Annotated in this window: 22 protein-coding genes; 14 read left to right on the top strand and 8 right to left on the bottom strand. The window is 69.1% G+C overall.

The window, feature by feature from the left end:
- Nucleotides 1-83: 83 nt before the first annotated feature.
- Together FHW84_RS07715 and FHW84_RS07710 are read right to left on the bottom strand one after the other, a co-directional pair.
- Nucleotides 84-1,214, bottom strand: a complete 1,131-nt coding sequence (locus FHW84_RS07715; RefSeq protein WP_167254107.1) for a PepSY-associated TM helix domain-containing protein — start codon at nucleotides 1,212-1,214, stop codon at nucleotides 84-86.
- 720 nt (nucleotides 1,215-1,934) lie between these two features.
- Nucleotides 1,935-2,903, bottom strand: a complete 969-nt coding sequence (locus FHW84_RS07710) for a transporter (RefSeq protein WP_343203584.1) — start codon at nucleotides 2,901-2,903, stop codon at nucleotides 1,935-1,937.
- Nucleotides 2,904-3,025: 122 nt separating this feature from the next.
- Here FHW84_RS07710 and FHW84_RS07705 point away from each other — a divergent pair, with 122 nt between their 5' ends.
- Nucleotides 3,026-4,501: a PLP-dependent aminotransferase family protein gene (locus tag FHW84_RS07705; protein ID WP_167254106.1), complete on the top strand. Its 1,476-nt coding sequence runs from the start codon at nucleotides 3,026-3,028 to the stop codon at nucleotides 4,499-4,501.
- 1 nt (nucleotide 4,502) lies between these two features.
- On the opposite strand, the gene FHW84_RS07700 is transcribed toward FHW84_RS07705, so the two are convergent.
- Nucleotides 4,503-5,132 carry a YceI family protein gene (locus FHW84_RS07700; RefSeq protein WP_167254104.1) on the bottom strand — a complete coding sequence of 210 codons (630 nt, stop codon included), beginning with the start codon at nucleotides 5,130-5,132 and terminating at the stop codon, nucleotides 4,503-4,505.
- Nucleotides 5,133-5,342: 210 nt separating this feature from the next.
- Between FHW84_RS07700 and FHW84_RS07695 the strand changes: the two genes are divergently transcribed.
- Nucleotides 5,343-6,209 carry a hypothetical protein gene (locus FHW84_RS07695; RefSeq protein ID WP_167254102.1) on the top strand — a complete coding sequence of 289 codons (867 nt, stop codon included), beginning with the start codon at nucleotides 5,343-5,345 and terminating at the stop codon, nucleotides 6,207-6,209.
- Between the two features lie 21 nt (nucleotides 6,210-6,230).
- Here the strand turns inward: FHW84_RS07695 and FHW84_RS07690 are convergent, their stop codons facing one another.
- The gene (locus FHW84_RS07690) at nucleotides 6,231-7,007 is read right to left on the bottom strand and encodes a LytTR family DNA-binding domain-containing protein (protein ID WP_167254100.1); all 777 of its coding nucleotides are present in this window, start codon (nucleotides 7,005-7,007) and stop codon (nucleotides 6,231-6,233) included.
- Nucleotides 7,004-8,062, bottom strand: coding sequence for a histidine kinase (locus FHW84_RS07685; protein ID WP_243867985.1), 1,059 nt, complete (start codon nucleotides 8,060-8,062; stop codon nucleotides 7,004-7,006). The genes FHW84_RS07690 and FHW84_RS07685 overlap by 4 nt, the downstream gene beginning before the upstream one ends.
- 186 nt (nucleotides 8,063-8,248) lie before the next feature.
- Here FHW84_RS07685 and FHW84_RS07680 point away from each other — a divergent pair, with 186 nt between their 5' ends.
- The gene (locus tag FHW84_RS07680; RefSeq protein ID WP_167254096.1) at nucleotides 8,249-8,584 is read left to right on the top strand and encodes a hypothetical protein; all 336 of its coding nucleotides are present in this window, start codon (nucleotides 8,249-8,251) and stop codon (nucleotides 8,582-8,584) included.
- Nucleotides 8,585-8,746: 162 nt separating this feature from the next.
- On the opposite strand, the gene FHW84_RS07675 is transcribed toward FHW84_RS07680, so the two are convergent.
- Both FHW84_RS07675 and FHW84_RS07670 read right to left on the bottom strand, forming a co-directional pair.
- Nucleotides 8,747-9,688, bottom strand: coding sequence for an alpha/beta fold hydrolase (locus tag FHW84_RS07675; RefSeq protein ID WP_167254093.1), 942 nt, complete (start codon nucleotides 9,686-9,688; stop codon nucleotides 8,747-8,749).
- An 18-nt stretch (nucleotides 9,689-9,706) separates the two neighbouring features.
- Nucleotides 9,707-10,309 carry a TetR/AcrR family transcriptional regulator gene (locus tag FHW84_RS07670; protein ID WP_167254091.1) on the bottom strand — a complete coding sequence of 201 codons (603 nt, stop codon included), beginning with the start codon at nucleotides 10,307-10,309 and terminating at the stop codon, nucleotides 9,707-9,709.
- A gap of 112 nt (nucleotides 10,310-10,421) precedes the next feature.
- Between FHW84_RS07670 and FHW84_RS07665 the strand changes: the two genes are divergently transcribed.
- The 3 genes from FHW84_RS07665 (at nucleotide 10,422) to FHW84_RS07655 (ending at nucleotide 12,122) form a co-directional block, all read left to right on the top strand.
- Nucleotides 10,422-11,225 carry a M48 family metallopeptidase gene (locus FHW84_RS07665; protein WP_167254089.1) on the top strand — a complete coding sequence of 268 codons (804 nt, stop codon included), beginning with the start codon at nucleotides 10,422-10,424 and terminating at the stop codon, nucleotides 11,223-11,225.
- A 142-nt stretch (nucleotides 11,226-11,367) separates the two neighbouring features.
- The gene (locus FHW84_RS07660; protein WP_167254088.1) at nucleotides 11,368-11,697 is read left to right on the top strand and encodes a YXWGXW repeat-containing protein; all 330 of its coding nucleotides are present in this window, start codon (nucleotides 11,368-11,370) and stop codon (nucleotides 11,695-11,697) included.
- 74 nt (nucleotides 11,698-11,771) lie between these two features.
- A complete protein-coding gene (locus FHW84_RS07655; RefSeq protein ID WP_167254087.1) occupies nucleotides 11,772-12,122 on the top strand; it encodes a YXWGXW repeat-containing protein in 351 nt (116 codons plus the stop codon).
- A 12-nt stretch (nucleotides 12,123-12,134) separates the two neighbouring features.
- Here the strand turns inward: FHW84_RS07655 and FHW84_RS07650 are convergent, their stop codons facing one another.
- The gene (locus tag FHW84_RS07650; RefSeq protein WP_167254086.1) at nucleotides 12,135-12,863 is read right to left on the bottom strand and encodes an AraC family transcriptional regulator; all 729 of its coding nucleotides are present in this window, start codon (nucleotides 12,861-12,863) and stop codon (nucleotides 12,135-12,137) included.
- A gap of 139 nt (nucleotides 12,864-13,002) precedes the next feature.
- On the opposite strand from FHW84_RS07650, the gene FHW84_RS07645 reads away from it, so the two are divergent.
- The 8 genes from FHW84_RS07645 to FHW84_RS07610 are packed head-to-tail and all read left to right on the top strand — an operon-like array spanning nucleotide 13,003 to nucleotide 22,047.
- Entirely contained in the window at nucleotides 13,003-13,944 is a 942-nt protein-coding gene (locus FHW84_RS07645; RefSeq protein ID WP_167254085.1) for a 4-hydroxyproline epimerase, read from the top strand.
- The gene (locus FHW84_RS07640; protein ID WP_208399697.1) at nucleotides 13,941-15,047 is read left to right on the top strand and encodes an FAD-dependent oxidoreductase; all 1,107 of its coding nucleotides are present in this window, start codon (nucleotides 13,941-13,943) and stop codon (nucleotides 15,045-15,047) included. Before FHW84_RS07645 ends, FHW84_RS07640 begins: the two co-directional genes overlap by 4 nt.
- On the top strand, nucleotides 15,044-15,289 hold the full coding sequence (locus FHW84_RS07635) for a 2Fe-2S iron-sulfur cluster-binding protein (RefSeq protein WP_167254084.1): 246 nt from the start codon (nucleotides 15,044-15,046) through the stop codon (nucleotides 15,287-15,289). The genes FHW84_RS07640 and FHW84_RS07635 overlap by 4 nt, the downstream gene beginning before the upstream one ends.
- Nucleotides 15,282-16,571, top strand: a complete 1,290-nt coding sequence (locus FHW84_RS07630; protein ID WP_167254083.1) for an FAD/NAD(P)-binding oxidoreductase — start codon at nucleotides 15,282-15,284, stop codon at nucleotides 16,569-16,571. The genes FHW84_RS07635 and FHW84_RS07630 overlap by 8 nt, the downstream gene beginning before the upstream one ends.
- Complete coding sequence (locus FHW84_RS07625) at nucleotides 16,568-17,473, top strand: dihydrodipicolinate synthase family protein (protein ID WP_167254081.1); 906 nt, start codon at nucleotides 16,568-16,570, stop codon at nucleotides 17,471-17,473. The genes FHW84_RS07630 and FHW84_RS07625 overlap by 4 nt, the downstream gene beginning before the upstream one ends.
- Before the next feature lies 1 nt (nucleotide 17,474).
- Nucleotides 17,475-19,061 carry an aldehyde dehydrogenase family protein gene (locus tag FHW84_RS07620; protein ID WP_167254079.1) on the top strand — a complete coding sequence of 529 codons (1,587 nt, stop codon included), beginning with the start codon at nucleotides 17,475-17,477 and terminating at the stop codon, nucleotides 19,059-19,061.
- Nucleotides 19,058-20,263, top strand: coding sequence for a Xaa-Pro peptidase family protein (locus FHW84_RS07615; protein WP_167254077.1), 1,206 nt, complete (start codon nucleotides 19,058-19,060; stop codon nucleotides 20,261-20,263). Before FHW84_RS07620 ends, FHW84_RS07615 begins: the two co-directional genes overlap by 4 nt.
- A gap of 20 nt (nucleotides 20,264-20,283) precedes the next feature.
- Nucleotides 20,284-22,047: a DUF885 family protein gene (locus tag FHW84_RS07610; protein WP_167254075.1), complete on the top strand. Its 1,764-nt coding sequence runs from the start codon at nucleotides 20,284-20,286 to the stop codon at nucleotides 22,045-22,047.
- Nucleotides 22,048-22,055 lie beyond the last annotated feature (8 nt).

The following is a 22,055-nucleotide window of genomic DNA, read 5'->3' as shown; positions in this document are numbered from 1 at the left end:
CGGAAGGGTGTGCGTAAGACGCGCAATTCTAGTGTGGAATGCCGTTAAGCGCTTGCTGCAGCGCGCTTGCCTGGGCGTGCGGCTCAGGCCTTGCCAAGCATCTGCTGCGCATGTTTGCGGTGGCGCGTGCGCGTGCGCCAGAACAGAAAACCGGTGACCAGGAAGAACGCGGGCAGCACGCCCACTACGCCAATGACGAGTTGCCACGGCACGCCGCCGACCTGGCCGGAATGCACCGGGTAGATCTTGTCGACCAGCTTCGCGCCGCCGCCTTGCGTCTGCGCGTCGTACACCGACAGCACCTGCGCACTGTACGGATCGACCACCACCACGCTGCGGCCCACCGCATTCCACTCCTGCGGGCCGCGTGCGCGGATGGTCAGCGCCGCGTTCTTGTCGTTCGGCAAGGTGATGCGGCGCAGTTCGGCCTGCGGCAGCGCGGCCTGCGCGGCAGCGAGCGCGGCGGACCATTGCAGCGGCGCGTCGCTCGGCGTGACGGCCGGCGCTTTCGGCGGCTTCGACGACTTGTCGCCGAACAGCGCGGCGAGCGCGCCGCGCGTGGTGTCCTTGTAGATCAGGGTGACGCCGGTAAGCGTGCTGAGCAGCAGGAATGGAAACAGCAGCGCGCCGATGCCCTGGTGCCAGCTGCGCCAGCGGCGCGTCGGCGGTTGCGCGTACATGCGCACCGCGTGGCGCCAATGCCCGCGGCGCGGCCACCACAGGGTGAGGCCGATCAGGATCAGGCCCAGCTCGGCCAGGCCAAGCACGCCGAGCGCGGTTTCGCCGTTGTGTCCGCTGAGCAGATGCGTATGCAGATCGCGCAACCAAAGCACGAAATCGTCGTTTTTGGAGCGCACCAGCAGCTGATGTCCATCCGTTGGATCGAGATAAACGCGTTTTTCCCCACCGAGGGAGAGTTGCCACATCGGCATGTCGGCGGTGGGCGTGTCGATCGCGCGCAAGGGCGCCGGCCATTCCGTGGCGTGGATGCGTTCGAGGATGGCGGCGCGCTGCTCCGGCGTCGGCAGCGCATGCGCGAACAACTCCGGATGGCGCCAGCGCAGCAGGTCCGTCTGGAATGCCAACACCGTGCCGGATAAAGCCAATACCGCGAACGCCAGGCCCACGCTCAGGCCCAGCCACAGATGCAGCTTGCGCAGCGGGTCGCGGAGGCGCCAAGGGTGGCGTGCGGTCGGGCGGGAGGTGGCGGGCATCGGTCGCGCTGGCCTGGAATCAGGGGCGCGACCTTAGCATAGGGATGAGAATGGTTCGCATCTTTCAGCGCCCGGGGGCGAATGAGGGGCTAAGCGTTTCCATGGCGCGAAGCAAAGTGCTCTGGCTTTCTCGCCCCTCCGCGCATCGCTCCGCCCGGCCCCTCACCCCGACCCTCTCCCCGAAGGGGAGATGGGGATGCAAGGCCGCGCGAAAATCGAACGAAGAGCAAGCGGCGCAGCCGCGGCGTTCCGCTTCTGTGCTTTTGACGTTGCTCTTGATCTTCGGGTCCCTTGGCGCCGGCGGTGAGGGCTGGACGATCAGGCCCCGCAGGGGGCGAGGACAGGACGTCCTCGCCTTTTTGACTCGGGCAGGATGCCCGATCAAAAAGCCCGGCCAGCCCTCACGGACCCTCAGCAGCTTTGCTGCTGAGGGCGCCAAGCAGGGTGCCCTTTCTTCTTGGTTACTTCTTCTTTGGGCACGCAAAGAAGAAGTAACTCGGGCCGCGGCAGCGGCACGAAACACTCGCCGTAGGCGAGACAACCAACCGCAACACGACAACCGAGCGAAACAGTTACCGGATGATTCGCTTCGCTCACCCCTTCGGGGGCCACCCTACAGGCGTTCTTCGCGCTACGCGCTCGTCCGGCCTACGCCTGGATGACAAAGATGAGGCGGTGAGGCAAGACCATTGCTCACCCCGGAGCGGAGAGGGAACAGAATCAGCGCACGTAATTAAGTGCGATGGCCGGCGTCACCGAACGCTTGGTGTTGTTGCCGCCGGCAATCACCCGCACGCCGAGCAGCACGCCGATATTGGGCGACCAGTTGTATTCGATCGCCGGCGCATAACCCACCGCATCGCTGCGGCCGAAGCGGTTGCTCACCCGCACCGGCTCCATTCCCGGTACTACGTTGAAACCCTTTACCCAGGTGTTGCCGTTGTGGCTGTAGGTCAGGTCCAGCGCCAGCACCCAGCGCGTGGTCAGGCTGTACTCCAGCGCGGCGCCCACGTAGAAATTGTCGCCGCCGCGCGCATGGCCGCGGAAATCCTGGCCGGTGCCATAGGTGCTGATGCCTTCGACGTCCGCGCGTCCGGCAAAAGTAGTGGTGGCATTGAGGCGCGCGCGCAGGATGCGTCCGTTCGGCATCCAGAAGAAACTCTGCATGTTCAGGCCCACGGTGGTGGCGTAGGCGCCGGCGCCCATGCCATTGGCGGGGCGCCGGCCCAGGCGGTCGTAGCGTCCGGTGGGCACCGCTTCCTGCACCATCAGCGAGACGGTCGGCACCCAGCTGCCTTCGTGGAAGCGGATCAGCCGGTACTGGAACTGCAGGATCTGGTCGCCCAGGCCGATGCCGGAACTGTTCGGGCCGTTGCTGACCCGGTTGTAGCCGATGATCGGTATGGCGCCGACGGTGATGCGGTCGGTCAGGCCGTACAGCACGTAGGCGCGCGAACCGAACGCATCGACGCCCGGCGTCATCACGTCATAGATGTAGGGCTCGATCAGCATATGGCCCTGCGGCAAGGTCTCGGCGCCGTTGGCCAGCATGGGGCCGGTCCACCAGGCGTCGTCGCGCGACTGGCGGATCGGCGCGCCGGCGTCCTGCGCCATCGCCGCCGAGGCCAGCAGGCATGCCAGCCCACCCAGGAACCCACGCTTCGCCCTGCCCTTCATGATGTGCCCCACGCTCAAGTCCGTCTCCGCTCTCCTGCCCGGCTATGCGCCGCCGGGCAACACTACGAATGGCAGTGGCGAGGGCGAATAGCCACTTGGCTATGATCCGCCATGACCACTTGAGGCCCACCCCCATGCCGCGAGCGTCCACTTCGTTCCTGCCCCCGATCGCGCTGGAAAACGGCAGCGGCGTGCCGATCTACCAGCAGCTTTCCGAATGGTTCCGCCGCGCCATCGCCGACGGGCAGTTGCGCCCCGGCCAGCGCGTGCCATCCACCCGCAGCCTGGCCACCGAACTGCGCGTGTCGCGCCTGCCGGTGCTCAGCGCCTACGAGCAGTTGCTGGCCGAAGGCTATCTGCAGAGCTTCGTCGGCGCCGGCACCTGCGTGGCCCGCTCGATCCCGGCGGCGGCACTGAAGCCCGCGCGCCCGCGGCTGTCCGTGGTTCCGGTCGCCAGGCACAACGCCAACCGCCGGGTGGCACAGCGCGTGGCCGCCATGCGCACGCCGGAGCAGACCTGGCTGGACAGCCAGGGCGCGTTCCGCGTCGGCCTGCCCGCGCTGGAGCATTTCCCGACCGAGCTGTGGGCGAAGCTGCTGAACCGCCACGCGCGCACGCCGAGCACCGAGTCGCTGGTCTATGGCGATCCGCGCGGCTGCCCGCTGCTGCGCGAAGCGATCGCCGACTATCTCGGCGCGGTGCGCGCGGTGCGCGTGGATGCGGCGCAGGTGCTGATCACCACCGGTTCGCAACAAGGCGTGCAGATCTGCGCGCATGCCCTGCTCGATGCCGGCGACCGCGCCTGGCTGGAAGACCCCGGCTATCCCGGCGCGCGCCAGGCCTTCGGCACCATCGGCGCGCGCATCGTGCCGGTGCCGGTGGACCAGGAAGGCCTGGACGTGGCCGAAGGCATCCGCCGGGCGCCTGATGCGCGGCTGGCCTATATCTCGCCCTCGCACCAGTTTCCGCTGGGCATGACCATGAGCGCGGCGCGGCGCATGCAGCTGCTGCGCTGGGCCGCGCGCTCCGGCGCGTGGATCGTGGAGGACGACTACGACAGCGAATACCGCTTCGGCGGCCGCCCGGTAGCCTCGCTGCAAGGCCTGGATACCGAAGAGCGCGTGATCTACGTCGGCACCTTCAGCAAGGTGATGTTCCCCGCCCTGCGCCTGGGCTACCTGGTGGTGCCGAAGGACCTGGTCGACACCTTCGCCGCCTGCCGCGACGCGCTGGATACCTGCACCGCCACGCTGCCGCAGCTGGCCATGAACGACTTTATCCGCGAAGGCCATTTCGCGCGGCATATCCGCCGCATGCGCGTGCTGTACGCGGAGCGACGCGCGGCCCTGGTCGCCTCGATCCGCACGCACCTGCCGCAGCAGCTCGAAGTGATCGGCGCCGAAGCCGGCATGCAGCTGGTGGCGCTGCTGCCGCCGGGCGTGGACGACGTGGCGCTGTCGCGCCGCGCCGGACAGGTAGGCGTCTCCGCGCGGCCGCTGTCGCTGTGCTACGCGCAACCGCCCGCGCGGGGCGGGCTGATCATGGGCTACGGCGGCGCCGACGCACGCGCGCTCGACGAGGCGGTGCGCCGGCTGAAAAGCTGCCTGTGAATCAGTGCGCGCCGGCGGTTTTCCTGGCGTCGGCTTCATCGATCAGCGCCTCGACCTGGATGCGCAGCGCCACGTCCATCTTGAAACCGTAGTCCTTGCCGGCGCCCATGCCGTAGTCGTCGCGCTGGAAGCTGGCGCTGGCGTCGGCGCCGCACAGTTCGCGCTTGAACAGCGGATGCGGCATGCACTTGAACGAGTTGACGGTGAGCTCCAGCGGGCGCGTCACGCCGTGCAGGGTCAATTCGCCCACCACCTTGGTCGGCTTGCCGTCGACGAAGCCGGCGAGCTTGCCCTTGTAGGTGGCCTTGGGGTACTTCGCGGTTTCGAACAGCTCGGGGCCGCGCGCGGCCTCGTCCATCTTGTCCAGGCCGAAGTTGGCGCTGTCCATGTCCTCGGTGATGTCGACCGTGCCGGCGCCCGCGGCCTTGTCCAGCGTGATCTTGCCGCTGGTGCGATTGAACTTGCCGCGCCATACCGACAGGCCGCCGAAGTGGTCGGCCTCGAAGCTCGGGTAGGTGTGGGCGGGGTCGATGGTGTAGGTGGCGGAAGCGGCGTGCGCGGATGCGCCGGCCAGGGCCAGGGCGGCCGTGGCGAGCAGGGTGCGCAGGGGGCGGTGGGCGATGGCGTGCATGGTTGGCGTTCCTCGAGTAGACGATGGATGTTTCGCCGGTGCGATGACCGGCTTGCCAAGGCGACGAACCACGATGTCGAAAATCGACACGTCGCCTCTAGCGGGTTGTCATCGCCGCGCGACATACTCGAGCCTCGGCAAGACAACCAGGGGAAGTCGATGAAACGTTTAGGACTGTTGCTGCTCTGCGCAGCAACTTGCGGAATAGCTGTGGCGCAGACTGCCAGCGAAGTGCGCGCGAAGGCTGAGTCCAGCCTGCTGGTCAATGGTCACGTCGTCGTGGCGCCGGACGGCACGGTAAGTTCTTTCGACCTCGACAGGCAAGAGTCGGACGCGGTGACCGCGCTGATCAAGCAGTACTCCTCCAGCTGGCGCTTCGAACCGGTGCTGGACAACGGCAAGCCGGTGGAGGCGAAGGCGCCCATGCACCTGCGCGTGGTGGCTTCGCCCGATGGCGACGGGTATCAGCTGCACGTCGTCAGCGCCTCCTTCGGCAGCCCAAGTGACCATCGCGATGAGCTCGTCACGATCAAGGACCACAGCGCACGCCCCACTTTTTCCGCCAGGGCAAACTTTCAGATGCAGCAGGGCGGCAGCATCCGCCAGGCCGGCCCCGCACACCCGGCGGGTGGCACCTATCCGACCGGCACCGTCTTCATGGTTGCGCGTGTCGAGCGTGACGGCAGCATCAGCCATGTGACCGCCGAACAGGTCAATCTGGACAAAGTGGGTTCCGAGCCGGTCATGCGCGAGATGCGCAAGACGCTGGCCGAAGTCAGCACCCGCGCCGTGCGCCTGTGGACCTTCAATCCGCCATCTGCCGGTCCGCTGAAGGATGCCGACGGCTGGATCGTCCGCGTGGCGATCTCCTACCACCAGTACGCGCCAACCGAGAAGGATGCGCGTGACGCCACCTGGCACACCTATATCCCCGGCCCGAAGGAACCGGTGCCGTGGATGGACGAATACCGCAGCAAGACAAAGCCCGAAGGGCTGGGCATCGATGCCTTGCCGGACGACGGCGTGCTCACTCTTGGCACCGGCTTGCACCTGCTCAATCAGTCGGACCACACCTGATCCGCTCCTGCGCGGACGCCGCTACGGCGTCCGCGCATTCAGCCGCACCAGGTCGCGGAACGCATCGTGCTGGTAGCGGCTCATGCGCAGCTCCTGCCCGGTGCTCAGCACCAGCATGTGATAGCCCTTGAACCACGGGTGGATCGCCTGGATGCGGTCGATATTGACGATGGCCGAGCGGTGCACGCGTGCGAACTGGCGCGGGTCGAGGCGTTCTTCCAGCGCAGCCATGGTCTCGCGCAGCTCGTAGGTGTCCTTGCCCACGTGCAGGCGCACGCAGTTGCGGTTGGCTTCGATCCAGTCGATGCGCGCCACCTCCAGCAGGATCACGCTGCCATCCAGCGGAATCGGCAGGCGGCGCGCGTAGCTCTGTTCGCGCCGCAGCTCGGCCAGCGCCTGCCATACCCGTGCGGGCGCGGCGTCGCCGCCCTCGCCTGCCAACCGCCGACGCACTCGGCGTAACGCGGCGTCGAAGCGTTCGCTGCTGAAAGGCTTGACCAGGTAGTCCACCGCGTTCGCTTCGAACGCGCGCACGGCGTATTGCTCATAAGCCGTGACAAATACGGTAGCCGGCAGATTTTCCTCGCCCAGCGCCGCGGCGACGTCGATGCCGGTCATCTCCGGCATCTGGATATCCAGGAATACCAGGTCCGGCCGCAGCTGGCGGATCGCTTCCAGCGCGCTGGCACCATCGCCGAATTCGCCGGCAATGGCGATCTCCGGCTCCTTGCGCAGCAGGCGCGCGATGCTGTGCCGCGCGATCGGCTCGTCGTCGACGATGAAGGCGCGGATGCTCATGCGGCCGCCGCGCCCAGCGCTCGGAACGGCAGGCGCAGGCGGCAGGACACGCCCTGCGGCGACAGCGCGTCGATATAGACGGTGGCGAGATCGCCATACAGCTCTTTCAGCCGCAAGCGCGTGTTGGACAGGCCGATGCCGCGCGTGAAGGCTTCTTCCGGCGTCACTTCCAGCACGCCGTTGCGGTTGCGCACTTCCAGGTAAAGGCTGTCGGTATCGCGGTGCGCGAACACTTCCACCGTGTCGCTGCCGGCATGCCGGCCGATGCCGTGATGGATGGCGTTCTCCACCAATGGCTGCAGGATCAGGCCGGGCACCGCGCCGCCGAGCGCGGAGACGGCCGCATCGACACGCGTATCGAGGCGGTCCTTGAAGCGCACGCGCTGGATGCCGAGATACAGGTCCAGCAGTTCCAGCTCGCGGGCCAGGGCGATTTCATGGCGGTCTTCATCGAGATAGACGCGCAGCAATTCGCTCAGGCGCAGCAGCATGTCCTCGGCGACCTCCGGCTCCTCGCGGATCAAGGTGGTGATCGCATGCAAGGTGTTGAACAGGAAATGCGGCTGCAGCTGCATCTTCAGCACCTGCAGGCGCGACTGCGCCAGCAGCGCCTGCAATTGGTCCGCGCGGCGGTCCTTCTCGCGGAAGAAGCGCATGGCATGCCAGCCCACCACCAGCACCCAGTAGATAAAGAAATCGATGAAGACGTATTTGTCGATGAACTGCTGCAGCTGGTCGTCGAACGGCGGGTTACCAGGTTCCAGCAGATGGCCGAGCGTGGCGCCGATCAGCACGGCGCAGGCAGAGAACACCACGCTGCCGGCGATATAGACCGGCGCGTAGCGCCACTGCGCGGTGCTTTCGACGGTGAAGCGGCGCGCCAGCGCGAACACGCCCGGCGCCAGCACGGCCAGCGTGTACCACTGCACCATCGCCCAGCGGATGTAGTCGCCGGCGTTCCAGGTATGCCCGCGCATCGCATCCATGCTGTAGCCCTGGATGGCGAACAGCACGGCCGGCACGCTCCACGCGGCCAGGTAACGCCAGAATCGCATCGCACTCCTCCATCCACGAGGCGTCCGCATCCTACACAGGCCCGGCCGCTGGCGAACAGACTCGGAGGTCACGGCTGCCATTCGTCCCGCGCCGGCTACGATCCGTCCCGCTGCGGCCGCTTCCGACGGGCGCTTCGCGCCCAATCCGCGCATCGCCGCCCGGGCGGCATCTGTGGAGAGGAAGCCATGAACCGTCGCCTTGCGGTGTTGCTCGCCTGCGTGTCGCTGCCAGCGGTAGCCGCCGCGCAGACGCGCTATCTGGAGGTCTACAACGACGCGCCTTCCAGCCTGGTGGCGCTGGCCGTTGCGCCGGCGGGGACGGAGGCGTTTCGCGAGCTCGCCATCGGCGATCGTCCGCTGCAGGGCGGCGGCAATGCCGTCACCGTCGCAATCGATGGTCAGGAAGGTTGCCGCCGCGATCTGCGCGCCACCTTCGCCGACGGGCGCTCGCTGTTGCAGCGCAACTTCGACGTGTGCCGTTATCGCAGCTACCGCACGGGACGCGCACTACCGCCCAAGTAGGTTGGGGTGACAACCCCAACAACACGATGCCACCACCTCGCAAGCGGCAACGTTGGGGTTGCCACCCCAACCTACGCAGCTATCACGCGGGACGCGTGCTGCCGCCCCAACAACACGATGCGGCTACCTCGCAAGCGACGATGTTGGGGTTGCCACCCCAACCTACGCCACGCCGTAAGGCAGGTTTGGCGTGGCGACCACGCGTTCGCCCACCGTCTCGCCGCGCAGGAAAGCGAAGGTCGCCTCGATCACTTCCGGCGCATCGAGCACGCGGTGATGTCCCAGCCCCTGCGTGGTGAGCAGACGCGCGCCCGACCAGTAGCGGGCATAGCGTTCGCCCTCTTCCCACGGCACGTCGCGGTCGTCGAGATCGTGGATCACCAATCCTGACTGGCCCAGCGCCGGCAAGTGCTTGTGCACCTGCAGATCGCGCACCATCACCCCGGTGCGCCGTTCCAGCCAGCCATAGAACGCCTCGCGCAGATGGTCGCCCAGCCTTACGAAGCGGAAAAAGCGGCCGGTGGCGGCTTCCATGTCGGCCGCGGGCGCAACCAGCACGAGTTGGCGCGCCAACCAGGTTTCGCTCTGCGCCAACGCCAGCGCGGCGCCGCCCAGCGAATGGCCGATCGCCAGCGCCGCGTGCCCATAGTGCTGGCCGACCGCGCGGATGGTGGCGATGAAATCCGGCAGCGTGCACAGGCGCCCCGTGCTGCGGCCATGGCCGGGCTGGTCGAATGCGACCACCGCCAGGCCTGATTCGCGCAAACGCTGCACCCAGGGCAGATAGCGCAGGCCGAAGCTCGACCAGCCGTGCACCAGCAGCGCATAAGGCTGCGTCGCCGGATCGCCCCATACGTACGTGGCGATCTTTTCTCCGCCGACCTCCAGCTCACCCTGCCGCATCGCCTCGTCCGGCCGTGCCGCCAGCGCGCGGCTGCGGCTGCTGGCGAACGGCGTGGCGAACAGGCGCGCGGCACGGTCCACCGTGCGGCGCGGGGCAAGGCGCCCGCCGACGGCAAAGCTGGCGCGCACCGCGCCGAGTTTCAGCAGAAGACCGGCGCCGGGGCGGCCGTGCGGGCGATGGGCGCGTTGCGTGCGGGGCATGGGCTGGCTCCTGGGGGTTCAGGTGCGATAACTGGCGAACAGGCGATCGACAGCTGACAAGGTGCGGCGGCGCGCTTCCTCGAAGCCGAACAGGCCGGCGTCGTGATGCAGCACGAGCATGAAGGCGTAGATCTCGAAAGCGAGCTGGCTGACGTCGGTACCGCGGCCGAGATGCGCTTCGTCCACCGCCTGCCCGATGGCCTTTTCCAGCTGGCCGCGCCAGCCGGACTGCTGCCGCACCACGGCATCGTGCAGGGCGCCGTCGCGGCCGTCGTATTCGCCGACGGCGGACAGCAGCACGCAGCCGCGCTCGTAGCGCTGTACCCAGTCGCACCAGTTCTCCACGATGGCGCGCAGGCGCGGCAGGCCGCGCGGGGTTTTCAGCGCGGGCAGCAGCACGTTGTCCATGAAGCGCTGCGCGCCCAGCTCCAGCACGGCCAGCTGCAGGTCTTCGCGCGAACCGAAATGCGCGAACACGCCGCTCTTGGACATATCCGCCGCCTGCGCCAGCGTGCCGATCGACAAGCCTTCCAGGCCGTCGTTGCAGGCCATGGCGTAGGCACGGTCCAGGATCATTTCGCGGGTGGCGGCGCGCTTGCCGGGGGCGGTGGTGGTGTTCATGGGGCCTGAAAATAGAACGACCGTTCGTTCTTTTCAAGTGCCAAACTGGCACACAATGCGCCGCCGAACGCAAGGTTATGCTTCGGACCAGTTTTCCAGGGAGGTAAAACGCATGAAATTCCGCCTGCCGCTCGTGCTGGCCCTAGGCGCCCTGCTCTGTGGCTGCTCCACCTCGCCCACCGGGCGCAAGCAGCTGATGATGGTCTCCGACGGGGATATGTCGAAGATGGGCCTGGCCGCATTCAACGATATGCGCACCAAGGGCAAGTTCGCCGACGCGCCGAAGGAGCGCGCCTACGCCACCTGCGTCGCCAACGCCCTGGTAGCCGTGCTGCCGGCGCCGTGGAATACGCAGCAGTGGGAAGTGCAGATCATCGACGACAACACGCCCAATGCCTTCGCCTTGCCGGGCGGGCGCATCGGCGTCAACCGCGGCATGTTCAAGGTGGCGTCCAACCAGGACCTGCTCGCCGTGGTGCTGGGGCATGAGCTGTCGCACGTGGTGTCGCGCCATGGCGCCGAGCGCATGTCCGACAACATCGCCGCCCAGGTGGTGGTGGTCGCCGGCAGCGCCTATGCCGCCAGCCGCGGCACCAACGTCGGCTACGCCGCGGCCGCGCTGGGCGTCGGCGCGGAGGTCGGCATGCTGCTGCCGTTCTCGCGCATGCAGGAAAGCGAGGCGGACACGCTGGGCCAGCGCTACATGGCGCAGGCCGGCTTCGATCCGCGCTCGGCCCCCACGCTGTGGGAAAGGATGGCGGCGCAGGCTCCCGGCGGTCCCAAGCAGCCGGCCTTCATGTCGACCCATCCGGCTTCGTACAACCGCCAGCAGGCGCTGACCAAGCAGGCCGACCAGCTGATGCCGGTGTACGAGCAGGCGCGCGCCAGCGGGCACAAACCGAACTGCGCGATGTAGCGGCTTGCGCGGCCGCGCCTGACCGCGGCCGCGCCTTCCACCCTGCCCATGTCTGAACGAGCCGGCCGGCCGCGGTCAACAGGCGCAGGCCCATGCCGTTTTTCCGTGCGAGCCACACGCTGCGTGGCCGAGGAGAAACCGCATGAACACGCTGGCACGAAGCTTCGCCGTGCTGACCGCGCTGGGCCTGGGCCTGGGCGCTTGTGCCTACGCCCCCGATGCCGCTGCCCGCACGCAGATTTCCGTGGGCATCAACGTCGCCCCGCCCGCGCCGCGCTACGAAGTGGTGCCGCCGCCGCGCGTCGGCTACGCCTGGGCGCCGGGCTACTGGCGCTGGGATCCCTATGCCCGCCGCCACGTGTGGGTGGTCGGCCGCTGGATTCCGGCGCGCCACGGCTACGTCTATCGCGCGCCGCGCTGGGAGCCGTACCGCGGCGGCTGGCGCTTCCACGACGGCTACTGGGGCCACTGAGCCCGGTTCGATTCCGACGCGGCTGCCTTGAGGCAGCCGCGTTTTTCTTGACTCTCGAAGAAGGGGTACTTCCGATGCAGATCCGAATCGCGGCGCTGGCCGCGCTCACCATGCTCGCCAGCGGTTGCGTGGAAGAACGCGTGGTGCACGACCGCCCGGTGGTGGTGGAACGTCCGATCGTCCGCCGCGAGGTGGTCGAAGTGATCGCACCGCAACCGCCGCCGGAGCGGATCGTGGAAGTGGAACCGGCACGGCGCCCCGGCTACGTATGGGCGCGCGGCTACTGGCGCTGGACCGGGCGCGAATACGTCGCCATGCCGGGGCATTGGGAAGTCGAGCGTCCCGGTTACCACTACGTCCATCCGCATTACGAACACCGCAACGACGGTTGGCATCTGAACGTCGGCGTGTGGGTGAACGGCTGAGTTCGATGCGCTTTACGCCGCCGGCGCCGCACGCATGGCGCCGGCGGCCATCGCCCGGTAATCCCGCGGCGTCATGCCCACCGTCGCCTTGAACTGCCGCGCGAATGCGCTCTGGTCGGCAAAGCCGCAGGCAAGGCCGATCGCCGCCACGCTCTGGTCGCCGCGCAGCAGGCGCATGGCCGCTTCGATGCGCAGCTTGGTCTGCACCTGCTGCGGCGTCAGCTGGAACACGCGGCGGAAATGCCGCTCCAGCTGCGCCACCGACACGCCGGCCAGCTCCGCCAGCTTCGCCACGCGCACGCCTTCGGCGTAGTGCTCCTGCAGATAGGCGAGCACGCGGCGCAGCCGCACATAGGTGGGGTGGCGGCCATCCGGCTTGCCCAGGTCGCGCGAGATGCCGACGATGCCGTGCACCTCCCCGCGTTTCAGCAGCGGCCGCTTGCAGGTCAGGCACCAGCCCGGCACGCGGTTGGGGAAGATGTGCACTTCGAGCTGGTTCTCGATCACCTCGCCGTCGAGCACGCGGCGGTCCTGCGAGGCGTAGGAGCCGCCCAGCGTGGCGGGAAACAGCTCGACCACGCTGCGGCCGATCACGTCCGCGCGCTGCTTCAGGCCCAGCCGGCGCACCAGGGTGAGGTTGGCATGCGTGTAGCGGCCCTGGCCGTCCTTCACGAAGAACACCACGTCGGGCAAGGCGTCGAACAGCGCCTCCAGCTCGTCGGCCGAAATCTTCATGTCCATCGCAGGTCCTGCCCCGTCGCGAAACCTTGTGCAATCGCAGCATGGCACAAAACCGGCCTAGCGCATTATGCCGATTTCCGCATGCAGCGATGCCAAGCCCTGCTAGACGCCCACCGCCGCGGCGGCGAGCATGTCCGGCATGCATACCATCGACGTGATCGACTCGCACACCGGCGGCGAACCCACCCGCACCGTCATCGCCGGCTTCCCCGACCTCGGCGCCGGCACATTGATGGAGCAGCGCGAACGCTTCCGCCGCGATTTCGACCGCTGGCGCGCCGGCATCGCCTGCGAGCCGCGCGGCTCGGCCACCGTGGTCGGCGCCCTGCTGCTGCCGCCGCAGAGTGCGGAGGCCTGCGCAGGCGTGATCTTCTTCAACAACGTCAGCTATCTGGGCATGTGCGGCCACGGCACCATCGGCGTGGTGCGCACGCTGCAGCACCTGGGCCGCATCGGCCCCGGGCTGCACAAGATCGAGACGCCGGTGGGCACGGTGGGCGCGGAACTGCATGCGGATGGCCGCGTGTCGATCGACAACGTCGAAAGCTACCGCCACGCCAAGGACGTCAGGATCAGCGTGCCCGGCTACGGCGACGTCACCGGCGACATCGCCTGGGGCGGCAACTGGTTCTTCATCACCAGGGACACCCCGCTGCCGCTGGAGATCCACCACCAGCGCGAACTCACCGCCTACACCGAAGCGATCCGCCGCGTGCTCGAAGCGCAGGGCATCACCGGCGCCGAAGGCGGCGAGATCGACCATATCGAGATCAATGCCGACCTTGGCGCCAAGGCCGGCCGCAACTTCGTGCTGTGCCCCGGCCTGGCCTACGACCGCTCGCCCTGCGGCACCGGCACCAGCGCCAAGCTGGCCTGCCTGGCCGCGGACGGCAAGCTCGCCCCGGGCGAGGTGTGGCGGCAGGAGAGCATCCTCGGCGCGGGCAGCGAGTTCGAAGCCACCTACACCCCCTCGGCACGCGGCGTTAAGCCGCGCATCACCGGCAGCGCCTTCGTGGTGGCGCGATCCACCTTGCTGTTCGACGAAGCCGACGCATTCACCTGGGGCAGCGGCGCGGAATGAGCGTGCCCGGTTACGACCTGATCGTGATCGGCGCCGGCATCGTCGGCGCCGCCTGCGCGGACGCGGCCAGCGGCGACGGCCTGCGCGTGGCGATCGTCGAACCCGGCCCGATCGGCGGCGGCGCCACGGCGGCGGCGATGGGGCATCTGGTGGCGATGGACGACGACCCCGCCGAACTGGCACTCGCGCGCTACTCGCTGCGCCAATGGGAAGCCTTCGCCGACCTGCCCGAAGCCGAATTCAGCCGCTGCGGCACCTTGTGGGTGGCGCGCGAGGAGCGCGAGCTGGCCGCCGCCGCGGCACGCGCCGCGCGCCTGGCCGCGGCCGGCGTGGAAGCGCAACTGCTGGACGACCAGCAGCTCTACGAACTGGAACCCGAGCTCGCCCCCGGCATGAGCGGCGGCATGCTGGTGCCGCGCGAGGCCGTGGTGTATCCGCCGCGCGTGGCGCGGCACCTGGTTGCCCGCGCGCAGTCGCGCGGCGCGGTGCTGTATGCCGGACGCCGCGTGCAGGCGCTGCGCCGCGGCGGCGCGCAACTGGACGATGGTTCCTCGCTCAGCGGCCCGGTGCTGGTCGCCACCGGCTGCGCCCTGCCCGCGCTGCTGCCGCAGTTGCCGCTGCGCGCGCGCAAGGGGCATCTGGTGATCACCGACCGCTATCCCGGCCTGCTGCGGCACCAGCTGCTGGAACTGGGCTATGCCGACAGCGCGCACGGCGATGCGGACAGCAGCGTCGCCTTCAATGTGCAGCCGCGTCCCACCGGGCAGATCCTGCTCGGCTCCTCGCGCGAATTCAGCGCCACCGATGCGGCCGTATCGCCGGCCATGCTGCGCCGGATGCTGGAACGCTGCTTCGCCTTCGTGCCCGCGCTGCGCGAGCTGCAGGCGCTGCGCGCGTGGACGGGCTTCCGCCCCACCACGCCGGATGGACGTCCCTATCTCGGCGCCGTACCCGGCGCCACCGACCAATGGGTGGCCGCCGGCCACGAAGGCCTGGGCGTCACTACCGCCCTGGGCAGCGCGCGCCTGCTGCTGGACCTGATCCAGCAGCGCCAGCCGGCGCTCGATCCGGCGCCTTACGCGCCGTCGAGGCTGGCCGCATGAGCGCAACGGTGCGATTGCAGGTCAACGGCCAGCCGGTCGAAGTACCGGCCGGCGCCAGCGTCGCCGCCGCGGTGGCGCATTGGACCTTGCATTTCCGCACCTCGGTCAGCGGCGAAACGCGCGCCCCGCTGTGCGGTATGGGCGTGTGCTTCGAATGCCGCGTGCGCATCGACGGCGTCGCGCACCAGCGCGCCTGCATCACGCCCGCACGCGACGGCATGCAGGTGGACAGCCATGACTGAGCGCTACGACGTGCTGGTGGTCGGCGCCGGCCCCGCCGGCCTGGCGGCGGCGGGCACGGCGGCGGCGCATGGCGCGCGCGTCGGCCTGCTCGACGCCCAACCGCGCGCAGGCGGCCAGGTGTGGCGCCACGATGTGCGCAAGCCGGCGCCGCGCGCCGCGCGCGACGCCATTGCCGCCCTGCATGGCGTGAACCTGCTGGCGCAGCACAGCGTGATCGCCAGCGAAGACGGCGCGCTGCGCGTGGAAACGCCGGAAGGCTCCGCCCTGCTCACCTACGGCGCCCTCGTCCTCGCCACCGGTGCGCGCGAACTGCTGCTGCCCTTCCCCGGCTGGACACTGCCGGGCGTGAGCGGCGCGGGTGGCCTGCAGGCGCTGACCAAGCAAGGCTGGCCGGTGGCCGGCAAGCGCGTGGTCATCGCCGGCAGCGGGCCGCTGCTGCTCGCCGCCGCCGCCACCTTGCGCGCGCACGGCGCGAAAGTCGTCGGCATCCACGAACAGGCCTCCTCTGACAGCGTGCACGCCTTCGCGCGGCAACTGCTGCACTGGCCCGCTCGCGCCGCGCAAGCCTTGTCCCTGCGCGCCAGACTCATGGGCGTGCCGTATCGCTTCGGTTCGATCGTGCGCCACGCGCATGGCGAAGACGCCGTGCGCGTGGTGGAAATCGAAGACGCCCACGGCACCGCCTGCGTGGACTGCGATCTGCTCGCCGTCGGCTACGGCCTGGTGCCGAACGTGGAACTCGCCCAGTTGCTCGGCTGCGCGCTCGACCACGCGCCAACCCATCCGCACGTGCAGGTGGACGAACTGCTGCGCACCAGTGTGCCGGCCGTCTTCGCCGCGGGCGAAGCCTGCGGCATCGGCGGCCTGGCGGCCGCGCGCATCGAAGGCGCCATCGCCGGCCATATGGCCAGCGGCCATGCCGACGAAGCCCGCGCCCTGCTGCCGGAACGCGATCGCGCCCGCCGCTTCGGCGCACTGCTGGCCCGGCACTTCGCACCGGGCTCACGCGTACACGCACTGGCCACGCCGCAGACCCTGATCTGCCGCTGCGAAGACGTAGCGCTCGGCGCACTCGACGGCTATGCCGACGCGCGCGATGCCAAGCTCGCCACCCGCTGCGGCATGGGCGCCTGCCAGGGCCGCATCTGCGGCACCGCGCTGGCGGAACTGGGCCGCTTCCCGCGCGGCGCCGGCCGCCCACCTTTGTTTCCCGCGCGCCTCGCCACCCTGGCGGGGCTCGCCACCTCCCCTTCCGACGACGCATCGAGGTCAACGACATGAGCACTGCATCCATCTGGCGCGGCGTGATTCCCGCCATCACCACGCCATTCACTACCGACGGCCAGGTCGACCACGCCTTCCTCGCCAAGCATGCCAACCAGCTGATCGACGCCGGCTGCACCGGCATCGTGCCGCTCGGTTCGCTGGGTGAAGCCGCTACGCTCTCGTTCGAAGAAAAGCTCGCCATCATCCGCACCCTGGTGCAGGCGCTGAACGGTCGCGCGCCGGTCATTCCCGGCATCGCCGCGCTGTCTACCGACGAAGCCGTGCGCCTGGCGCAGCAGGCGAAGGCGCTGGGCTGCTCGGGCCTGATGGTGCTGCCGCCGTATGTGTATTCCACCGACTGGCGCGAAATGGGTGCGCATCTGCGCGCGGTGATCGCGGCCACCGACCTGCCCTGCATGCTCTACAACAACCCCGTCGCCTATAAAACGGACTTCGCGCCGGAACAGATCGCCGAACTGGCGCATGAATTCCCCAATGTGCAGGCGGTGAAGGAATCCTCCGGCGACGTGCGCCGCTTCGCCGGCATCCGCGCCCTGCTGGGTGACCGCGTGGAATTGCTGGTGGGCATGGACGACGCCATCGTTGAAGGCGTGGCCATGGGTGCGCGCGGCTGGATCGCCGGCCTGGTCAATGCCTACCCGAAGGAATCGGTGAAGCTGTTCGAGCTGGCCCGCGACGGCGGCGCCGATGCGGCGCTGGAGCTGTATCGCTGGTTCCTGCCGCTGCTGCGCCTGGACACGGTGCCGACCTTCGTGCAGCTGATCAAGCTGGTGCAGGCCAAGGTCGGCATGGGCAGCGAACACGTGCGCGCGCCGCGGCTGGCGCTGGTCGGCGAACAGCGCGAAGCTGCACTGCGCGTGATCGATCACGCCATGGCCCACTCACCCAAGGTATGACATGGATATTCAGCCCATCCTGATCGACGGCGACTGGCGCGCGGCAAGCGCGCCGGCCGGCCAGTTCCGTGCCGAGAATCCCGCGACCGGCGAAGCGATCGGCCCGGCCTTCCCGGTCTGCGGCGCGCAAGATGTCGAGGCGGCGCTCGCCGCCGCGACCGCGGCGGCCGCCGAACTGGCCGCCGCCCCGCCGGAACGCATCGCCGCCTTCCTCGAAGCGTATGCCGATGCGATCGAAGCCGACGCCGAAGCGCTGGTCGACACCGCCCACGCCGAAACCGGGCTGCCCAAGCAGCCGCGCCTGGCTGCCGTGGAACTGCCGCGCACCACCAACCAGCTGCGCCTGGCCGCAAAGGCCGTGCGCAGCTATGCGTGGACGCAGCCGGTGATCGATACCGCCGCCAACCTGCGTTCGCACTTCGCGCCGCTGGGCAAGCCGGTGCTGGTGTTCGGCCCGAACAATTTCCCGTTCGCCTTCAACGCCATCGCCGGCAGCGATTTCGCCTCGGCCATCGCCGCGCGCAATCCGGTGATCGCCAAGGCGCACCCCTCGCATCCGGCCACCAGCGAGCGCCTGGCGCGCGCGGCATTCGCGGCGCTGCGCCAGGCCGGCCTGCCGCCGGCTTCGGTGCAGATGCTCTATCACTTCGATCATGCGATCGGCGGAAAGCTGGCCGGCGACGCGCGCCTGGGCGCGATCGGCTTCACCGGCAGCCGCGCGGGCGGACTCGCGCTGAAGGCCGCCGCCGATGCGGCGGGCGTGCCGGCTTATGTGGAGCTGTCCAGCGTCAATCCCGTGTTCCTGCTGCCGGGGGCGCTGGCCGAACGCGGCGCCGCGCTGGCGCAGGAGTTCTTCACCTCCTGCACCATGGGCAGCGGCCAGTTCTGCACCAATCCCGGCGTGGTGATCGTGCCGCGCGACGAGGCCGGCGATGCCTTCGTCGAAGCGGCCAAGGCCCATTTCGCCGGGGCCGCGCCGGGCGTGCTGTTCTCGCGCGGCGTGCTGGAACATCTGCAGCACGGCATCGCCACGCTGCGCAAGGCCGGCGCGCAGCTGCTGGCCGGCGGCGTGGCCGGCTCGCCCGGCTACCGCCATGCGCCCACGCTGCTGGAAGTCGACGCCGCGCAGTTCCTGCGCGAACCGCAGGCGCTGCAGACCGAAGCCTTCGGCCCGGCCAGCCTGCTGGTCCGCACGCACGGCCTGGCGCAGATGGTCGAGGTGGCCAATGCCTTCGAAGGCAACCTCACCGGCACGCTGTACACCGGCAGCACCGACGACGAAGCGTCGGCCGCCGTCGCGCGCGCCTTGCGTCCGCGTGTGGGCCGCCTGATCGGCAACCGCATGCCCACCGGCGTGGCGGTCAGCCCGGCCATGAACCATGGCGGTCCGTATCCGAGCACCGGCCATGCGGGCTTCACCGCGGTGGGCATGCCGGCGGCGATCCACCGCTTCGCCGCCCTGCACTGCTACGACAACCTGCCCGAACACCTGCTGCCGGCGGAACTGCGCGACCACAACCCCGGCGGCGTGGCGCGGCAGATCGATGGCTGCTGGTGCGTGGACGATCTGGGAAGCAAGAACGCATGAGTTCCAGCCAGATCGGCGGCCTCGATCCCGCCCAGGCGCGCGCGCGCCTGCAACCGTGGCAAGCCGCCGCGCCCGCCATCGGCGCGGACGAATACCAGCACCGCCTGGAACACGCCCGCGCGCTGCTGCGCGTGCAGCGGCTCGACGCCCTGCTGGTCACCGCCGGTACTTCGCTGCGCTATTTCACCGGCGTGGCCTGGGGCGCGAGCGAGCGGCTGGTCGGCATGCTGCTCACCGCGCAGGGCGATCCGATCCTGATCTGCCCCGGCTTCGAGGCCGGCTCGCTCGCCGCGGTGCTGCGCATTCCGGCCGAGGTGCGCCTGTGGGAAGAACACGAGGACCCGCAGCAGCTCGTCGCCGACGCATTGGCCGAGCGCGGCGCCGGCAGTCTGGCGCTCGATCCGGCGGCGCCCTTCGCCGTGGCCGAACGCCTGCGCGCCGTGCTCGGCGGCAAACCCATCGCCGACGCCAGCGCGATCGTCGACGGCTGCCGCATGTGCAAATCCTCCGCCGAACTGGCGTTGATGAAGCAGGCCACGGCGATGACGCTGGAGGTGCACCGCCTTGCCGCCGGCCTGATGCGCGAAGGCATCTCGCGCACCGAGCTGGTGCGCTTTATCGACGAAGCGCACCGCGCGATGGGCGCGGACCACGGGTCCACCTTCTGCATCGTGCAGTTCGGCCACGCCACCGCCTACCCGCACGGCATTCCCGGCGAGCAATACCTGGAGCGCGACCAGCTGGTGCTGATCGACACCGGCTGCACCGTGCAGGGCTACCACTCCGACATCACGCGCACCTACTGCTTCGGCACGCCCACCGCCGAGCAGGCGCGCATCTGGGAACTCGAACAGGCCGCGCAACGCGCCGCGTTCGAAGCGGTGCGGCCCGGCGTCACCTGCGCCAGCGTCGACGATGCCGCCCGCGCCGTGGTGGAAGGCGCGGGCCTGGGTCCGGACTACCGCCTGCCCGGCGTGCCGCACCGCACCGGCCATGGCTGCGGCATGGCCATCCACGAGATGCCCTATCTGGTGCGCGGCTCGCGCACCGCGCTGCGGCCGGGCATGTGCTGCAGCGACGAACCGATGATCGTGGTGCCCGAGCGTTTCGGCATACGCCTGGAGGACCACTTCTACGTCACCGAGGACGGCGCGGCCTGGTTCACCCCGCCCTCGCCGGCCATCGACCAGCCCTTCGCCTGACGCCCCCCGGAGAGGAGCCGATGAAACGACCGATCGCCCATCTTGCCTGCGCCATCTGCCTCGCCATCGCTCCTCTCCTCGCCCACGCCGCCGACGATGCGGACGCGCGCTTCCGCGCGATCTACACGCAGGAATGGCAATGGCGCCAGGCGCAGTTCGCCGGCGGCGACGACGAGGACGGCGAGGGCGAGGCGGCCGATCATCTGCCGAAGGTCGATCCAGCCACGCAGGAACAGCGCCAGCGCTACTGGGCCGACGTATTGAAGCGGCTCGACGCCATCGCGCCGCAGCAGCTGCACGGCGACGATGCGGTGAACTACGCGGTCTACCGCGAACAGATCGAAACCCTGCTGGCCGACCAGCGCTTCCGCACCTGGGAAATACCGTTCAACAGCGACACGGCGTTCTGGACCGACCTGGGCTTCACCGCGCGCAAGCCCATGCGCACCGCGGACGACTATCGCCGCTACCTGAGCCAGCTGCGCGATATCCCGCGCTATTTCGACGAACAGATCGCCAATATGCGCGCCGGCCTGGCGCGCGGTTTCAGCGTGCCGCGCGTGACCCTGGCCGGGCGCGATCAATCGATCGCCGACGTGGCGAACGCCAAGGGCGACGACAACCTGTTCTACACGCCGTTCCGCAAGATGCCGGACACCATCCCGGCCACCATGCAGGAACAGCTGCGCGCGCAAGCGCGTGCCGCCATCGAACGGCAGGTGATTCCCGCCTACGCCAGGCTGCTCGGCTTCATGCGCAACACCTACATGAAGCAGGCCCGCACCACCCTGGCCGCCGAAGCCATGCCGGACGGCAAGGCCTTCTACCAGGCGCAGATCCGCGAGTTCACCACGCTGGACCAGAGCCCCGAACAGATCCACGCCACCGGCCAGCGCGAAGTGGCGCGCCTGCGCGCCGAGATGGAGCGCACCATCGGCGAAACCGGCTTCAAGGGCAGCTTCGCGCAGTTCCTGCACTACCTGCGCACCGACCCGAAGTTCTATCCCAAGAGCGCCGACGAGCTGCTCAAGGACGCCGCGTGGATCGCCAAGCGCGTCGACGGCAAGCTGGGCCAGTACATCGGCCGCCTGCCGCGCCAGCGCTTCGCCATCGAGCCAGTGCCGCCGGATCTGGCGCCGTTCTACACGGGCGGCCGCGGCGGCCCGGGCATCTACCTGGTCAACACCTACGACCTGCCCTCGCGCCCACTGTACTCGCTGACCGCGCTGACCCTGCACGAATCCGCGCCGGGCCATGCGCTGCAGATGCCCCTGGCCGCCGAGCACGAGGGGCTGCCGGACTTCCGCCGCTACACGTATATCTCCGCCTATGGCGAAGGCTGGGCGCTGTATTCCGAGCGGCTGGGCGTGGAGATGGGCATGTACGACACGCCGTACGACCGCTTCGGCCATCTCAGCTACCAGATGTGGCGCGCCTGCCGCCTGGTGGTGGACACCGGCATCCATCACCTTGGCTGGACGCGCGAACAGGCGCAGGCCTTCATGCGCGACCACACCGCATTGAGCGAGCACGAGATCGAGACCGAGGTGGACCGCTATATCGCCTGGCCGGGCCAGGCGCTGTCGTACTACCTGGGCGAGATGGCGATCGTCGATGCGCGCGCGAAGGCTGAAAAAGCCCTGGGCGAACGCTTCGACCTGCGCGCCTTCCACGACACCGTGCTGTCGCTCGGCTCCGTGCCGCTGCCCGTGCTGCAGCAGCAGGTGGATCGCTTTATCGCCAAGGGTGGCAAGTCGCCTTACGCGCAGGCACAAGCGCCGTAACGAACACT

The organism is Dyella sp. SG562 (assembly GCF_011759495.1).
In the GTDB taxonomy this organism is placed as follows: domain Bacteria; phylum Pseudomonadota; class Gammaproteobacteria; order Xanthomonadales; family Rhodanobacteraceae; genus Dyella_D; species Dyella_D marensis.
This window is presented reverse-complemented; position numbering and strand designations above follow the sequence as displayed.

What these genes read in the sequence shown, in the direction of transcription:
- FHW84_RS07715 (WP_167254107.1), bottom strand. Translation starts at nt 1,214, where the DNA reads ATGCCCGCCACCTCCCGCCCGACCGCACGCCACCCTTGGCGCCTCCGC.
- FHW84_RS07705 (WP_167254106.1), top strand. Translation starts at nt 3,026, where the DNA reads ATGCCGCGAGCGTCCACTTCGTTCCTGCCCCCGATCGCGCTGGAAAAC.
- FHW84_RS07700 (WP_167254104.1), bottom strand. Translation starts at nt 5,132, where the DNA reads ATGCACGCCATCGCCCACCGCCCCCTGCGCACCCTGCTCGCCACGGCC.
- FHW84_RS07690 (WP_167254100.1), bottom strand. Translation starts at nt 7,007, where the DNA reads ATGAGCATCCGCGCCTTCATCGTCGACGACGAGCCGATCGCGCGGCAC.
- FHW84_RS07685 (WP_243867985.1), bottom strand. Translation starts at nt 8,062, where the DNA reads ATGCGATTCTGGCGTTACCTGGCCGCGTGGAGCGTGCCGGCCGTGCTG.
- FHW84_RS07680 (WP_167254096.1), top strand. Translation starts at nt 8,249, where the DNA reads ATGAACCGTCGCCTTGCGGTGTTGCTCGCCTGCGTGTCGCTGCCAGCG.
- FHW84_RS07675 (WP_167254093.1), bottom strand. Translation starts at nt 9,688, where the DNA reads ATGCCCCGCACGCAACGCGCCCATCGCCCGCACGGCCGCCCCGGCGCC.
- FHW84_RS07670 (WP_167254091.1), bottom strand. Translation starts at nt 10,309, where the DNA reads ATGAACACCACCACCGCCCCCGGCAAGCGCGCCGCCACCCGCGAAATG.
- FHW84_RS07665 (WP_167254089.1), top strand. Translation starts at nt 10,422, where the DNA reads ATGAAATTCCGCCTGCCGCTCGTGCTGGCCCTAGGCGCCCTGCTCTGT.
- FHW84_RS07660 (WP_167254088.1), top strand. Translation starts at nt 11,368, where the DNA reads ATGAACACGCTGGCACGAAGCTTCGCCGTGCTGACCGCGCTGGGCCTG.
- FHW84_RS07655 (WP_167254087.1), top strand. Translation starts at nt 11,772, where the DNA reads ATGCAGATCCGAATCGCGGCGCTGGCCGCGCTCACCATGCTCGCCAGC.
- FHW84_RS07650 (WP_167254086.1), bottom strand. Translation starts at nt 12,863, where the DNA reads ATGGACATGAAGATTTCGGCCGACGAGCTGGAGGCGCTGTTCGACGCC.
- FHW84_RS07645 (WP_167254085.1), top strand. Translation starts at nt 13,003, where the DNA reads ATGCATACCATCGACGTGATCGACTCGCACACCGGCGGCGAACCCACC.
- FHW84_RS07640 (WP_208399697.1), top strand. Translation starts at nt 13,941, where the DNA reads ATGAGCGTGCCCGGTTACGACCTGATCGTGATCGGCGCCGGCATCGTC.
- FHW84_RS07635 (WP_167254084.1), top strand. Translation starts at nt 15,044, where the DNA reads ATGAGCGCAACGGTGCGATTGCAGGTCAACGGCCAGCCGGTCGAAGTA.
- FHW84_RS07630 (WP_167254083.1), top strand. Translation starts at nt 15,282, where the DNA reads ATGACTGAGCGCTACGACGTGCTGGTGGTCGGCGCCGGCCCCGCCGGC.
- FHW84_RS07625 (WP_167254081.1), top strand. Translation starts at nt 16,568, where the DNA reads ATGAGCACTGCATCCATCTGGCGCGGCGTGATTCCCGCCATCACCACG.
- FHW84_RS07620 (WP_167254079.1), top strand. Translation starts at nt 17,475, where the DNA reads ATGGATATTCAGCCCATCCTGATCGACGGCGACTGGCGCGCGGCAAGC.
- FHW84_RS07615 (WP_167254077.1), top strand. Translation starts at nt 19,058, where the DNA reads ATGAGTTCCAGCCAGATCGGCGGCCTCGATCCCGCCCAGGCGCGCGCG.
- FHW84_RS07610 (WP_167254075.1), top strand. Translation starts at nt 20,284, where the DNA reads ATGAAACGACCGATCGCCCATCTTGCCTGCGCCATCTGCCTCGCCATC.